A 14,325-nucleotide genomic window follows, 5' to 3' on the forward strand; every position below is an offset into this window, starting at 1 on the left:
GCCTTTCCTAATCATTAACATCTGAAGTTTTTAAAACTTTGCTATGACGAAGTATTACAGGTCCAATGAGTCCGGAAGGCTCTTGCTGCCTATATATGGAGAAGCGATCCCGTACTTGCTTCACAAGTGTATTCGTCACTTCTACGACTACTACGTTGCTCCCTGCTTGAAGAAAGCTAGTCACTTCAAAGAGGTAGGGAGGACAGATCCGGATTCCAGCATGATGTCCGTTGATCCAAAGTTCCACTGTTTCATAGGCAGCACCCAAGTCTAGCACCACTGTACCCGCGAAGTTTTCAAAGGCAATCATCGTTTCGTATCGAAAGGTACCGCTAAACCTTGGGAGATGCTCCGGAACCGCAAGGTTAATCAACTTTGGTAACGTGCAATATGGCTTGAAATGAGGGTATTGATTCGCTTCCGCTGTACTCACCTTCCACTCCGCTACAATCGTTTGATTTACTGCAGTTTCATGCCGTGGTCTAGGAGACAAGCTCCATTTCAAATCATCCAAGGACTCATCCCAAAGGAAAACTTTAGACTCGTATGGCTCTAGATGTAATAGAATACGGCACCCATGTTCTGTTACATCACTCGGATATTTTCTGACCTCGTTGTCAAATGCATCATATTCATACACGACGCCGTTCAAATTGATGTTTACTTGATCATGAATGGCATCGTAAGGATGTTCATTAAACATCATGAGGAACCGAGCATTCTGTCTTTGATATAGGTATACCCTCAGATCTGGCTGAAATTTGTCCATTTTCAAATAAGAGGTGAAGCGCTGTTGAATCTGTTCTACGAGCAATTCTAGAGGTACCGTATATTGGTTCTCATGTTCTGCCATAGACTTAAGCACGCTGTGTACGTCTACTCCGTCGCTCGACCTTACTGGAAGATTCTCTACGAAGTAGATGGTCAGGCCCTCCTGCATCGCTTCATATAAAGAATGGAGTAACTGGCTTGGCAGTGCTTCCGCGTATGGAATAATAAGATAATGAAAACGTTCTTCGTTTATGATAAGCTGCTGGTCAGATATGATCATCCTATCTTGAAGTAGGTCGGCAGGTACGACATCACAATCGATCTGTCGCTCCAACAACTGCCGTACCGGTCTCTGAAACAGCTGAGCTTCTCCAGACCATTCTGCTTCAGCATGGTACATCACGGCTGCGCTAGCAATATGCGTGCCTCCATTTAATAAATGAGAGAGACGATTTGTATATTCCATGAGCGTCTTCAAATAACGATATTGAGGGTTATTCCCTTGTGCGTAAAAATGCGGCGGACAATCATCATCCGGGAATGCCTTGGGCGAGAATGCATGCGGGATAAAATGATTGACTCCCCGGACAAGCATATGATCGGTGAGCCATTTCATCAGTTTCAATCCCTCTACCCATCCGTAGGCACCGAAGATTTCGCAGATGGTTCTACCTTTCTTTTTAGCATCGAGATGGCCCAAAGAGGATGCCATCTTCGCCAAGCCATAGTGGTAAAACTCCCCGTCACCTGCTCCAAGAGCGATACGGAAATCGTAGGTCATACCAGGAATAATTTGCTGCAGCACTACATCCACGCCAGACATATCCTGATCCCACAGCGCTCTGTAGAAATGTCCGACGCCTGCTCCCAGCCTAGCATGTGCATTATTATCCTCAATGACATGGCTGATATATTCCACACCCTTTGCTCGACACCAATCCGCTAAACGCTTGGTAAAGCAAGTAGCATACCGCCTTGTAAGCGTATCCATATAATGATAACGAAAAGATGATGCTCTGCTTCCTGAGTTATACCATAATAGCGGCAGTTGGGTAATTAAGTCCTCACCCGGCAATTTCTGTTGTAACAGCGTAAGCATATCCGTGCACCATGGCAGTACCATAGGGGTCTTTCCAATGATAGCTTCCAAAGAGTTAATATTCCCAAATCTTGGCTCATCACTAAAAAAACCAGATAAGGTGTTTCCAAACTTATGCCGCAACCGTTCATAATGAGGCTCATAAACGGTTTGTAACAGTACATCAACGGCTTCAGGTTCCAAAGGATTGAGATGATATTGTAGTCTTTCATGGCCCCCTTCGTTTGTCAGTTTGAGCATGAACACTCGCCAGTGACCTTCTGGTACATCCCAAAATAAGACTCCGTCACGAATAAAAACATTAAGGTTCATCAGTGAACCTAATTCTTCCGTTCCAGTCAAGCGTTCTGCTGCAACGATTCCCACCAGTTCTTCCCCGTCTAGAATATGTTCTCCTACCAACAGTGATGCTCCCTGCATCGATCCCACCACATCGATGTGATCCACTCTTAGATATCGGTTCCTTAGATGCGGGAACTCATATTTCATTCGACCCGCCGCATAACCGGTTGGAAAATGTGAGTCATCGAATATCCACACTTTCATGTCTTGATTTTCTGCTTCTTCCATAATGATTTCCAAATCTCTCCACCAGCCAGATCCAACAAAATCTGGATGTGTTCTGGATTCAACACATACGGCCCGTATCCCGCTCTCACGAATTTTTCTCAACTCTGTCCGTAATACTAATTCCTCCTGACCTTGCTGCCAGAAAAATGGTAGCACATAGTTCCCTTCTTCTCCGGATAGGTTATCTATCAATTTCGCGTCCATGTTTCCTCCTTTGCCGCCAATTTGATCTCGCATCATCGGAATTACGTATAATCCTTGTTATAAGACGTAGAGATGTTTGCTTGTAAAGGAAGCCGCTTGCGCGGCCCCCTCGTTATATTGTTTTCCATTTATTGTTTGCCGTTTTGCTGATACCATTCTGTCGCTTCCTTGATCAGCTCATCGCCTCCACGTGCACGCCAGTTGTTAACGAATTCGTCAAAGTAGTCAAGAGGCTTTTCGCCCAGAACAATCCGTCCGGCAGTTTCAATAAACATAGTAGACGGTATCACATAATCGCCGATCTCCGGCTGATCGGATTTGAAGCTCGGTGCCCCCGCAGTCACATTAGTCGTGCCTTCCTTCTTCCCAATCTCATATACCTCCTTGATCTTCGCTACAGCTTGCTCGTCTCCGCTTAACACCAACTGAATTTCCTCGTTAAAACCTACCATGTTGAAGACGAGTGGACGCCAAAGTGCGGTTTTGTCATCCGTATCCTTCTGCTTGTTATAATCGATCTTGCCGTTATCCTTGGTAACCGTTATACCCGGTACCCCGAATTGAACGAACTCTTGACCTTCCTCAGTTACAAGCCAATCGAACAGTCTCACTGCAGCAGCAGGGTCTTTACTTGACTTTGTAATTGAGAACGCTTTATTGTGAGGGCTCTTATTAAAGCCTGATTCTTTGACACCCGGGGCTTTGGGTGTAGGAATTGCAATAACCTCAGGATTGCCATTCGGAAGCGATTTGTTCAAGCGTTCCTGCCAATCCCAAGCGAGATTTGGAGCATGAACCCATGCGCCCACAAGATCACTTTGAATCTTTTGCTCCCATACATTTCGTTTGTTGGACATGAATTCGCTGTCGATAAGCTTCTCTTCCATCATCTTTTTCACGATGCCAAGCGCCGGCTTCATATTCTTACTTACATACTGCGGGATAACCTCGTTATTTTCGATCGTTCCTCCGTACAAGTTTACACCATACATGCTCAGCACATTATCTAACCAGGTGAAATTCTCACGGGCAGAGAATGGTATTTCATCCTGTATGCCATTACCGTTCGGATCCTTGTCGCGGAATGCGCGAAGCATATCCAGAAACTCGGCATCTGTCTTTGGAGCTTCCTTTATACCTACCTTGTCCATCCAGTCCTTACGAACGAAGAGCACTCTTGCTACCGGACTGTCACCCAGCGGAGCTTCGGGAATCGCCAGAATCTTGCCATCCCGTGTGACTGCATCCCATGCATCTTGTGAAATTACCTTTTTTAAATTAGGTCCATGCTCTTCAATAAGATCATTGAGTGGCAAGAGCTGATCGTTATCTGCTAGCTCTGCATTTATTCCCCACCCCTGCACAATGTCAGGGATCTCGCCGCTCGCAAATTTGACACTCAATTGATTCCGGTATTGACTGTTTGGAATGAAGGTAATATTCAGGTCCGTATTCGTCTTCTCAGCCAAATACTTCACTGTAGGATCGTCCATGGACTCGCCCCCCGGCACAGGCTGGCCTGCGTCTGATGCAAACATTGAAATTTTTGCAGGTCCCTTCACTTCTGTACTCGTCCCTGAGCCTTCTGAATTTTCGGTCTTTGCTGTAGAGCATCCAGCTGTAGAAACAGCTAAGGCAAGCGTTAGAGTAATCCCGAGCCATTTTCGCTTGATTGACATTGTTGTACCCCCTATTTTTAGTTTTATTTGGCATTACAGGATATCATATATGACATCCTTGATATATGAAGGCTTATTGCCTGCATAGCTTTACTCTTTAACTGAGCCTAATGTGGCACCTTTTACAAAGTGCTTCTGGAGAAATGGATACAGCACCACGATCGGCAATGTAGCCAGTACAATCGTCGCCATCTCCAGCGCCTGCGGCAGCATGTTTGAAGATTCAGCCGCAGCGGCACTAGCCATATCATTGTTGGAGCCTAAAGAGATGAGATTATATAGATATACCTGCAGCGTCTGCATGTCCCTGTCATTGATATATAACAGCGGTGTAAAATAATTGTTCCAATGACCTACAGCATAGAAGAGCAGCAAAGTAACCAGAATCGGCTTTGAAAGCGGTGTTACAATACTCCACACGATGCGATAATCGTTCATCCCGTCTACTTTGGCCGCATCAAACATCTCTTCAGGAAGACCACGAAAGAAAGTAATGCACAACATCATATTGAATGCACTAATAGCCGTAGGAACGATCAGAGCCCATATTGTATTCAGCATACCAAACTCTTTAACGACCAGATACATCGGAATCATGGGCGCGTGGAAGATCATCGTAAACACAATGAACAGCAAAATCGGGCGGCGCCCCCGAAGGTACGGCTTCGACAAAGGGTATGAGCCGATAATGGTCAACACCATGTTCAGTAATGTACCCAGTACTACAACCCTAATCGTGAGCCAGCCCGCCTCCCAGAAAGCCTTAGTTTGCGTAACCAGCTTATAATGGTCCAAAGTTGGCTCGACCGGCCACAGTGTTACCCGGGAGTGGATAATTGCATTGGCTGAGCTGAAGGAGCCGGCCACCACATGAAGCAACGGGATAATGGCCGCTAAGCTTAACAAGCTCAGCAGAATGATGTTCATCGTATCAAACAGCTTCTCGCCTGTTGATTTTCGTATTTCCATTCGTTGTCGCCTCCTTCTCTTAATACAGGCTCTCGCCGGTTGTTCGCTTGCTTAACTGATTGGCTGACACTAAGAGGATAAATCCAATTACCGATTTGAACAAGCCGATTGCGGTTGTAAGACTGAATTCCCCGTTCAAGATCCCTAGTCGGTACGAATACGTATCGAGCACCTCTCCGACTGACAATGTCACCGGGTTAAGGAAGATATAAATTTGTTCAAATCCTACATCAAGTACATTCCCGATTTTCAACAATAGCAGAATTGTAATAGCAGGCATTAACCCCGGGAGAGTTACATATATGAATTGCTTCCAGCGACCGGCTCCGTCAATCTTGGCTGCTTCATAAAGTGATGGATTGATTCCGGATAAAGCAGCCAGAAAGATGATCGTACTCCACCCCATCTCCTTCCATATACCTGTTCCCACTACTACAGTACGGAACAACTCGGTTGATTGCAGGAAGTTGATAACAGGTTCACCAATTTCCTTAAACAGATTGTTCACCATACCGGTTTGGGTCGAGAACATCATGTAGGCCAGTCCGTAAACTAGCGCCCAAGACAGAAAGTGAGGCAAGTACAATACCGTCTGGACTCCCCTTTTGAAGGCCATTAGTCGCACCTCATTGAGCAGACAAGCCAGAATAATCGGAGCAGGGAAGGCGAACACAATCTGATAGAAGCTTATAATCATAGTGTTCTTAAACAAGTCAATGTACATCGGATTATTGAACATAAGCTCAAACCATTTAAACCCTACCCACTCGCTTCCTAAAAAACCTTGGAATATATTGTAGTTCTTGAATGCAATGACGGAGCCAAGTAGCGGGACGTACTTAAATACAATAAAATAAAAAATGACGGGAATTAGCATGACGTAGAGCGCATGGTTTTTCTTTACAAAGCTGAGGAATGAAACATCCCCTGATACTCTTCGAGCCCCAGGCTGCTTCTTCTTTTCTTCCTTTGACAGCATCTGTAGCGACTTGCTTTGCATGGTTGGTCTTTCTCCTCTCTATGTGCACTGTTGTTTGATGTAACTTAATGATATCCAAGATTTGATAAGCCCGCTACGACAGGATATTCGGAAATTACCCGATGATGTTCTGCAATTTACCCGGTAAAAATAAAAAGAGAACAATCCGGCACTTTTCAATGAACCGGATAGTTCTCCAAATTTAGTAATGATGTCATGACTTCATCCTTTTCTTGTAATCGAGCGGGCTTAGCCCGTAATGCTTTTTAAAAATTTGTGTGAAATAATCTGCATCCTCATAACCCACTTGTTTGGCGATCTCATACACTTTGCTGCCTCCTTCAAGCAACAAGTTACGTGCCAGCTGCATGCGTTCTAACACAATGTAGGTATGAATTGTCTGTTCTGTTTCCTCCTTAAACAGCTTGCACATATAAGTTTTGTTCAGCGCCACATGGTCCGCGAGGTTTTGAAGATTGATGGACTCGCCGCAATGCTCTTTAATATATTCTTTAATTTGATTCACGACTTTAACCGACTGTTGATCTCTGACTCCACGCATGCTTGCAATCAGCCGATAAGCCCCTTCCTCCAGCCTGCGTACGGCGCATAACCGGAAGTAGTATCGCGTGCTCGACAGTTCCAGATGCTTATCACCTAACCCTAGATCCTTGCCTTCATCCAGCTCCATCTGTAACCTATCGGACGTTAACTCCTCGACTAAGGTTTGAAGCCACAAATTGGAGAGAGGGTTTAATAGATAATAATTCCCCTCCACCCACCGCTCGAGTAAATCCAATGTTTCTACGATCAGAAGTGGGAACGTGTCCATCCGGAGGGTCTGAATATGCTCCAGCCATTGCTCCAGCTGGGCCCGGTGATGCGGCAGCCGCTTGAGGAACAACTGAGCGGCATCCCGATTGCGAAGCTCGTGAATTTTGTTCGTTGCTTTGATCAATGCCTTGTTCATTGATTCCTTCTTAACAGGTTTCAGTACATAGTCAAGAGCATTTAACTCTATGCTTTGCTTAGCATATTCAAAGTCGTCATAACTGGATACGACCAAGCATGCCATCCAGCGAAATTTGGCGTTGATCTGTTCAATGAGTTGCAACCCATCCATGACTGGCATCCTTATGTCAGTAATACATAGGTCGGCGTAAGACTCCTTGAGCCATTCCACTGCTTGTTCGCCATTGGATACCATTCCGGAGACGACGGTCATGTCATTAAATCCTTCTACAAAGACCGATAAACTTTGACGAATTAGGGGTACGTCATCAACGATCAGTACACGAATCATGCATTAAACCCTCCTTTTGTTCCCATGGGTAAATGATAGTAATCTTAGTCCCTCGCTGATTAAAAGCTCTGTCTACCTTAACCCCCGTATGCTCATCTTTATAAAAGGTAATTAGCCGATAATGAACGTTTAGCAGACCAATTCTGGTCAGCATTATGAACTCTTGTTCAGTATGCAGCTGCTTTAAGGCATGCTGAATCTCTTGAAGTCGCTCAGCGGTCATACCAATTCCATCATCCTCCAACTCAATACTTATATATCGCTCTTCAACAAGTTTCACTCGTACTTGTATGGCAAGCTTACCTCCGTTCACCTCGTAACTATGCTTAATGCTATTTTCAACAAAGGGCTGCAGAACTGCCTTTAGGCACTTGGCATCCAGTAGTTCCGGTTCAATAAGCACCTGAAAGGATATATCATCCTGATACATCAATGTAATAATGTGCATATAATCATGCACATGCGCAATTTCTTCGGCAAGGGTTACTTCCGTATCTCTATAGTTGGATGTGTACCGGAGCATGTTCGAAAGAGCAACGGTGGTATTCATAATTCCGTCGTGTCCCGCGATATTTGCCATAGAGTTAATCGACTCAAGTGCGTTATAGAGAAAATGGGCATTGATCTGAGACTGAAGTGCGGATAATATCGCACGTTGCTGGACGACACGAGCTTCCGCCAGCTCTTGAATAGACGTATCGATTCTCTCCAGCAAATGGTTGTAAGCCTCCCCGAGCTCACCAATTTCATCAATGCCGGTTACCTGGGTGCGAATATCAAATCGACCTAATTTTGTCATCCGCATCGTCCGGCGCAGTTCCTTTAATCTCCGAGTGATGGAAGAGGAAATAATAAAGATCAATACAGCCGACACTACCAGAGCGGTAAGGGTCATTGCTATGGTCCAGTTGCGAATATTCTGAATACTGACAGCCAAATCATCATAGGGCACAAAAGAGACAACCTTCCAATTTGTTCGGCTAATGCTCTGAAAGACAACCATCTGTTCAGTTTCTTCAAGATAGAAGGAGCCTGCATCCTTGCCCAGCATAGGTTGGCTGATCCGCTCCGCCACTAGTGTGTTCACCTTAGAAGTTTCAGGTGAGGTTATAATACGACCTGCTTCATCTACGATCAAGGAGTAACCATTATCACCAAGATGAATTTCGTTAAGAATAGCCTGTAATGACATCAAGGAAATATCCATAGCTAAATAGGTTGTTTTATCCGAGAAACGGAATTTCTGGACATAGGTTAGTACAGGCAATTGAAGCTGTTGATTCGACCGGTCTCTATAATCCAGCCTGAGCTCCACATGCTTGTAGGGTGAGCCAAGGGTTGCAATATTCTTAATCCAAGGCATTTGGCTAAATGAATAGTGGTAGGCGAGTACAATATCTTGAGCATGACTGCTTCGGTATACACTTTCATTTCCACCCTCTTGGTACAATACAACGGATAAAAGCTCTGGATGATAATGAATGTAAGGGCTGATCGTTCTCTCCTCCAAGGATTTCATCAGGTTGTAAAGTTGGAATCGATCACCTAACGCTGTCTTTGTCCACTGCATAAAATCAGCGCTCCCTGACATCGCTCGAAAGAACTGCTCATTATCACTAAGGTATCTTTCCATATTCAAATTAGCCTGCTTCAAAATTTGGCTACTGAAGCGTTGTACATCGGAATCAATAGCTTGAGAGCTCTTATAATAGCTAAACGTACCAATCGCAGTAACAATAATAGAGATGACTGAGGTTATGATGAGAATCAATTTCCAATATAATGAGCTCCTGATTTTATGAAGCATGGCTTATTCCCCCACGATCCCTGCAAAATATAATCATGATTCTAAATTTACGCTCAGGTAGTGTGTGAATTGTCAAGCACTATAAAAAGGATACGCTTTCAACTAAGCAAGTAAACAGGGAGTTCCTACTAGGTGAAAGTCAGTTTGTATATTCTTCATAAAAATCTGTTATCCTTTAAAAATTTGAGAAAAATTTATATAAAAGTAACTGCCAGAACCGACATGAATGACCATATTTCGCATCCGGCTGCATTGATTCAAGATGATGCCCATACGGCGCATATCATTAATAGCCATAGTGAGATCCATCTCACTATGGCTATCAGGACATAACAGCGACTACCACTCCTCCAGCTTAAGCTGGGGATCCGCTTTTAGATCCAGCCCGCTGACGGCTCCCTGCTTCCACTTGAGGTGAGCGGCGGCGGCGATCATAGCCGCGTTATCCGTGCAGTACACGTGCGGCGGGATGAGAAGCGGGATGCCCTCCTGCTCACAGCGGGCGCTCAGGCGCTGCCGTAGACCGCGGTTGGCCGCGACCCCGCCGCAAAGCAGCAGCTGCTGGCTGCCGAATTCCTTGACGGCACGGATCGCTTTTTCCACCAGCACCTCCGTCACTGAATCCTGGAAGCCCTTCGCAATGGCTGCGGTCTGCACGTCTTCACCGCGCATTTTGCTCTGGTTAACAGCATTCAGCACCGCCGATTTCAAGCCGCTGAAGCTGAAGTCATAGGAGTCTGGCTCCAGCCATACCCGCGGCAGCTCTACCGCCTCGCTGGCTTCAAGCGCCAGCTTGTCTACATGCGGCCCTCCCGGATAAGGAAAGCCCAGTGCACGCGCTACCTTGTCATACGCCTCTCCAACCGCATCATCCCGGGTGCGTCCGATCAGGCGGAAGTCCCCCTCCTCCTGCAGATCGACCAGCTCCGTATGTCCTCCCGACACAACGAGCGCCATGCACGGGTACTCCAGCGGAGAGACAATCCGGTTGGCATAAATATGCCCGGCAATGTGATGCGTTCCGATGAGCGGCTTGTCCAGGGCAAGCGCCAGGCTTTTGGCAGCCACGACGCCCACGAGCAGCGCTCCAACCAGTCCCGGTCCCTGGGTGACTGCAATACAAGAAAGCTCTTGTAGCTTCACACCTGCCAGCTGAACGGCCTCCTGGATGCTCAAAGTAATGTTCTCCACATGCTTGCGCGATGCGACCTCGGGCACAACTCCCCCAAAGCTTTGATGGGTTTCGATCTGGCTCGCGATCACGTTAGACAGCACCTCATGTCCGTCACGCACAACCGCAACCGAGGTTTCGTCACAGCTGGTCTCAATCGCCAGAATGAGGCTGGAGACGTCTGAAGCTGCCGAATGTGTTTGCTTATGCTCTTGCTCTATCATGATATATCTTCGCTTCCTTCCTCCTGAGCCTGTGCCCGGTAAGCATCAAGCTCTGCCCACATGATGAGGGCGTCCTCCTGATTGTCGGAATAATAGCCTTTGCGGATGCCGGCGGGGGCAAAGCCTTTTTTGACATACAGATTCCGGGCCACCTCATTGCTTACCCGTACCTCCAGCGTCATGCGCTCCATCCCCATAAAAGCCGCCGTCTTCATCAGCTCGTCCAGCAGACGCTCGCCCCATTTTCGGCCCCGGTAGTCCCCCAGCAGGGCAACATTCGTAATATGGGCCTCTTCGACGATCGTCCACATCCCCGCATAGCCGATCAGCTGGCCTTCATATTCCATGACCATATAATGAGCAAAATGGTTCATCGTCATCTCATTTTGAAACGCTTCTTCGGTCCACGGAAGGCTGAAGGCATCCTGCTCGACCTCCATCACGCTGGGGATATCGTCCAGGGTCATACGCCTGAATGTCAGCCCCGCCTCCCGCTCCGGGTGCTCCTGTTGCTTCATCTGATGCTGGCCTCCCTTCACCGCTTGCGCAGCAGATTGCTTTCTGCCTCAGACAGCTGTGTATAATTCGGTACCAGCGTATGCGGCTCGTCCCGCTCTCCTCGCAGCAGCCGCTCTGCTCCCAGCAGACCCGCCCACTGGCCTTCCAGCTCATAGGGAAGAACCGTTACCGGTCCTCCATAAACCTCAGCCAGTCTGGATGCTGCATCGGCGTGAACCCCGGTGTCTCCAGTAAACCAGATTCCCGCAGGCAAAGAGTCCTTTTCCAGCGTGACCAGCCGTTCACTTAACTCCTCCACCCAAGATTGCATAAGCCGGATGGCATCCGGTGCAAGCCGCTCCGGTGCAGCACCCGTGCTTCCTTCAAATAACGCCGTATAGGCCTGGCCTCTGCGGGCATCCATCACAGGAATGACCCAATGCCGGCCAGCACCCGCTTCGTCGTGCCTCTTCAGCGCCTGCTCCAAACCGCCCCATGCCAGTGCGTGCAGGCTGGATATCCCCACAATCGGGATGTCGTTCGCCCAGGCCAGGGTCTTGGCCGCAGTCACCGCCATGCGCACGCCGGTATAAGATCCTGGACCCACACCGACCGCAATGCCGTCCAAATCGGCAACGGTAACCCCTGATTGCTGAAGAACACGCTCCAGCACCGGATGCATATGAACCGAATGATTTCGTTCTACACTTTCATGAATTTCGCCCAGCAGCTCCTGATCCTCCAGCACAGCTGCAGCCAGCGAGGCTGTGGACGTATCCAACGCCAAAAGCCGCTGTCGCGGCTTGCTTTGATTCCTGCTCATCGCTATCTAACCCCGTTCTGTTTCAAGTCGCGGCACCAGCCGTCCGTGATGTCACCCTGGCCGGTCAGCGTAATAAGGCGGGCCGAGTCGCCCCGGCGCTCCAGGTGAATATGCAGATGCTCCTGTGGCAGCAGCTCTGTGATGAGCGAGCTCCATTCCACCAGGCACACACCATCGCCGTAAAAATAATCGTCCAGCCCCAGCTCATCCGCTTCCTCCAGGGATAAACGATACACATCCATATGGTAGAGCGGCAATCGCCCCTCGTACTCTTTAATGATGGTAAAGGTCGGACTGTTTACCACACCACTCACGCCTAGCGCGCGAGCGAAGCACTGGGAAAAGGCCGTTTTACCCGCCCCAAGATCCCCGTCCAGGCCAATGACCGTACCAGGCTGTACCACGCCAGCCAGCCAAGCGGCCAGCCGCTCCGTATCCTCCAGCCCGGAAGACTCGTAATTAAATGTTTCTGTCACTTGTATTCACCCCATACGTGAATGCTAATCGTCAGCTCCAACATGTCCTTAATTATATCGGTCCCAACAAGCACCCGCAAGGGAAGCGAAGCGCAGGACGCAAAAAGGAGCCGGGACTCCCCGGCTCCTGTGACTCTGTATAAATGGAAGCGTTAAGGTTATTGATTCCCGGCATCAATGATTCTTCTTATTATTACATTGATGCTTCGTAACACAAGATGGCGGTTGTCTTCTTTGCCGCAAAAGCATAAGTAACTGGATAATAAAAAAAGGATAACTACTGCATGTTGTATGTTTTTTTGATTATTCTTCCATTTTACCCTATTATTAATTACATATATTAACATCTAAATACAGCCTGGAGGAGAACTAATGAAACGCATTGTCAAAATAGGACTTGCTGGAATCCTGCTCACAACCGTATTTTGCGCAGGTGCTTATGCTTCAACAGTAGTACCTAAAGTCTTTGTTCATGGCAATATCACTCAAAGCACAACAGCACCGAAAATTATTGATGGAACAGTCTATGTACCACTTCGTACAATATCTGAAGGCCTTGGAGCAAATATTCAATGGGATAATAAGAGTAAAACCGTGTATGTCAATTCTGATCCGAACTTCAAAACGGAAACCGGCAGCGTATCGTATGTAAATGAGCGTGATCTAGCATTTAATTGGATTATGGCCTACGATGATCGACGGAAGGAAGATGTACTTGCATTAAACGCACCGGGATTCAGAACAGATATTTACAATGAAAGCTTCCCTATTGGAAACTACAATATGGCCAGCATTATCGAAATGCAACCTGTAGACCGCAGTGAAAATACTTTAACTGTACGTATTGTGCAACGAGTCACCGCAGAAGATGATTACAATGTCAAAGTAGAGAAATGGAAATTCACATTTGAGGGAACTAACAAAATTAATTCGGTGATGATCGTACCGAAATCGACCCAGTATTTAGAACGATACACCTTGTTTCCAGGAACAAGCTTTGGAGAGTAGAATACCAACCATAAACATGTTCCCCAAAAAGTAAAGATCCTAAATAGCGAGTTAACTACTCAAGTATGACTTTCAGTTTGTCTATCTAAGATAGATTTTAAAGCCGCTAAATTTAGCGGCTTTTTTGTTTGCATATGAAGACTCCTTTGAGGATTATACTAGCATGCACTATCGCTCAGCATGTCCGTAAGGAACTGTGATATTACTTCCGGTTCTTTTTCACAGGACTCTCTAATAAAGCCTCACTCACCCTCCTGCAGGCGGTCTACACTGACCGTCATCGTGTTGGCCGGGCGGGAGCCCACCTGCACCGTCGCCATGCCGTTGGCATGGTCCAGTTCCTCGATCCACACCGGCTGGCCGGCAAGATGAACCTTAATTGTATCCGGTGATGCAAAAATATGAATAGCGCGCTGCATCTCCATCCTCTATTCCTCCTCTCCATAGCGGGGGGTCTCGTCCACCGTATTCATCGTATCTGTGGTCGTCTCTCCGATCTCCCCGTTGTCATCCTCTGTCACGTATCCGCCGCCGAGCCCTTCGTTGATCATCCGGTCCACATCAAACATCGTCGATTCCCGGGACAAGCCCCGGTCCTCGCCGGTCAGCTCCTCCCAATCCAGCATCTCGCCGTTTACAGGCTCCAGTGCGTCCTCATTGAAGAGTGAGCTGTGCTGATCCGGCAGTCCGCCGCTTTCCTTGCCTTGTCTTTCGTGCTGCTTCATGGTTATGCATGCTCCTTTT

General features: G+C 47.3%; 13 protein-coding genes. 1 reads left to right on the forward strand and 12 read right to left on the reverse strand.

Features of this window, described 5'->3' with window-relative positions; genetic code table 11:
- Positions 1-7: 7 nt before the first annotated feature.
- The 10 genes from E6C60_RS16425 to tsaE form a co-directional block, all read right to left on the reverse strand.
- The gene (locus E6C60_RS16425) at positions 8-2,644 is read right to left on the reverse strand and encodes a glycosyl hydrolase (RefSeq protein ID WP_138226825.1); all 2,637 of its coding nucleotides are present in this window, start codon (positions 2,642-2,644) and stop codon (positions 8-10) included.
- 128 nt (positions 2,645-2,772) lie between these two features.
- The gene (locus E6C60_RS16430) at positions 2,773-4,323 is read right to left on the reverse strand and encodes an extracellular solute-binding protein (protein WP_138226826.1); all 1,551 of its coding nucleotides are present in this window, start codon (positions 4,321-4,323) and stop codon (positions 2,773-2,775) included.
- Between the two features lie 90 nt (positions 4,324-4,413).
- Positions 4,414-5,292: a carbohydrate ABC transporter permease gene (locus E6C60_RS16435; protein WP_138226827.1), complete on the reverse strand. Its 879-nt coding sequence runs from the start codon at positions 5,290-5,292 to the stop codon at positions 4,414-4,416.
- 19 nt (positions 5,293-5,311) lie between these two features.
- A complete protein-coding gene (locus E6C60_RS16440) occupies positions 5,312-6,292 on the reverse strand; it encodes an ABC transporter permease (RefSeq protein ID WP_233281041.1) in 981 nt (326 codons plus the stop codon).
- A 193-nt stretch (positions 6,293-6,485) separates the two neighbouring features.
- Positions 6,486-7,574 carry a response regulator gene (locus E6C60_RS16445; RefSeq protein ID WP_138226828.1) on the reverse strand — a complete coding sequence of 363 codons (1,089 nt, stop codon included), beginning with the start codon at positions 7,572-7,574 and terminating at the stop codon, positions 6,486-6,488.
- Entirely contained in the window at positions 7,552-9,381 is a 1,830-nt protein-coding gene (locus tag E6C60_RS16450) for a sensor histidine kinase (RefSeq protein WP_138226829.1), read from the reverse strand. The genes E6C60_RS16445 and E6C60_RS16450 overlap by 23 nt, the downstream gene beginning before the upstream one ends.
- A 339-nt stretch (positions 9,382-9,720) precedes the next feature.
- Entirely contained in the window at positions 9,721-10,776 is a 1,056-nt protein-coding gene (gene tsaD / locus E6C60_RS16455; protein WP_138226830.1) for a tRNA (adenosine(37)-N6)-threonylcarbamoyltransferase complex transferase subunit TsaD, read from the reverse strand.
- The gene (rimI, locus tag E6C60_RS16460; RefSeq protein WP_138226831.1) at positions 10,773-11,294 is read right to left on the reverse strand and encodes a ribosomal protein S18-alanine N-acetyltransferase; all 522 of its coding nucleotides are present in this window, start codon (positions 11,292-11,294) and stop codon (positions 10,773-10,775) included. The genes tsaD and rimI overlap by 4 nt, the downstream gene beginning before the upstream one ends.
- 17 nt (positions 11,295-11,311) lie before the next feature.
- Positions 11,312-12,097, reverse strand: a complete 786-nt coding sequence (tsaB, locus tag E6C60_RS16465) for a tRNA (adenosine(37)-N6)-threonylcarbamoyltransferase complex dimerization subunit type 1 TsaB (protein ID WP_138226832.1) — start codon at positions 12,095-12,097, stop codon at positions 11,312-11,314.
- A 2-nt stretch (positions 12,098-12,099) separates the two neighbouring features.
- Positions 12,100-12,573: a tRNA (adenosine(37)-N6)-threonylcarbamoyltransferase complex ATPase subunit type 1 TsaE gene (tsaE, locus tag E6C60_RS16470; protein ID WP_138226833.1), complete on the reverse strand. Its 474-nt coding sequence runs from the start codon at positions 12,571-12,573 to the stop codon at positions 12,100-12,102.
- A gap of 372 nt (positions 12,574-12,945) precedes the next feature.
- Between tsaE and E6C60_RS16475 the strand changes: the two genes are divergently transcribed.
- Complete coding sequence (locus tag E6C60_RS16475) at positions 12,946-13,581, forward strand: copper amine oxidase N-terminal domain-containing protein (RefSeq protein WP_138226834.1); 636 nt, start codon at positions 12,946-12,948, stop codon at positions 13,579-13,581.
- A gap of 242 nt (positions 13,582-13,823) precedes the next feature.
- On the opposite strand, the gene E6C60_RS16480 is transcribed toward E6C60_RS16475, so the two are convergent.
- Both E6C60_RS16480 and E6C60_RS16485 read right to left on the reverse strand, forming a co-directional pair.
- Positions 13,824-14,006 (reverse strand): H-type small acid-soluble spore protein, encoded by a 183-nt coding sequence (locus E6C60_RS16480; protein ID WP_138226835.1) that lies wholly within the window; start codon positions 14,004-14,006, stop codon positions 13,824-13,826.
- Between the two features lie 3 nt (positions 14,007-14,009).
- Positions 14,010-14,306 (reverse strand): hypothetical protein, encoded by a 297-nt coding sequence (locus E6C60_RS16485; RefSeq protein ID WP_138226836.1) that lies wholly within the window; start codon positions 14,304-14,306, stop codon positions 14,010-14,012.
- Positions 14,307-14,325 lie beyond the last annotated feature (19 nt).

The sequence above is a fragment of the Paenibacillus algicola genome (assembly GCF_005577435.1).
GTDB classification, from domain to species: Bacteria; Bacillota; Bacilli; order Paenibacillales; family Paenibacillaceae; genus Paenibacillus_AQ; species Paenibacillus_AQ algicola.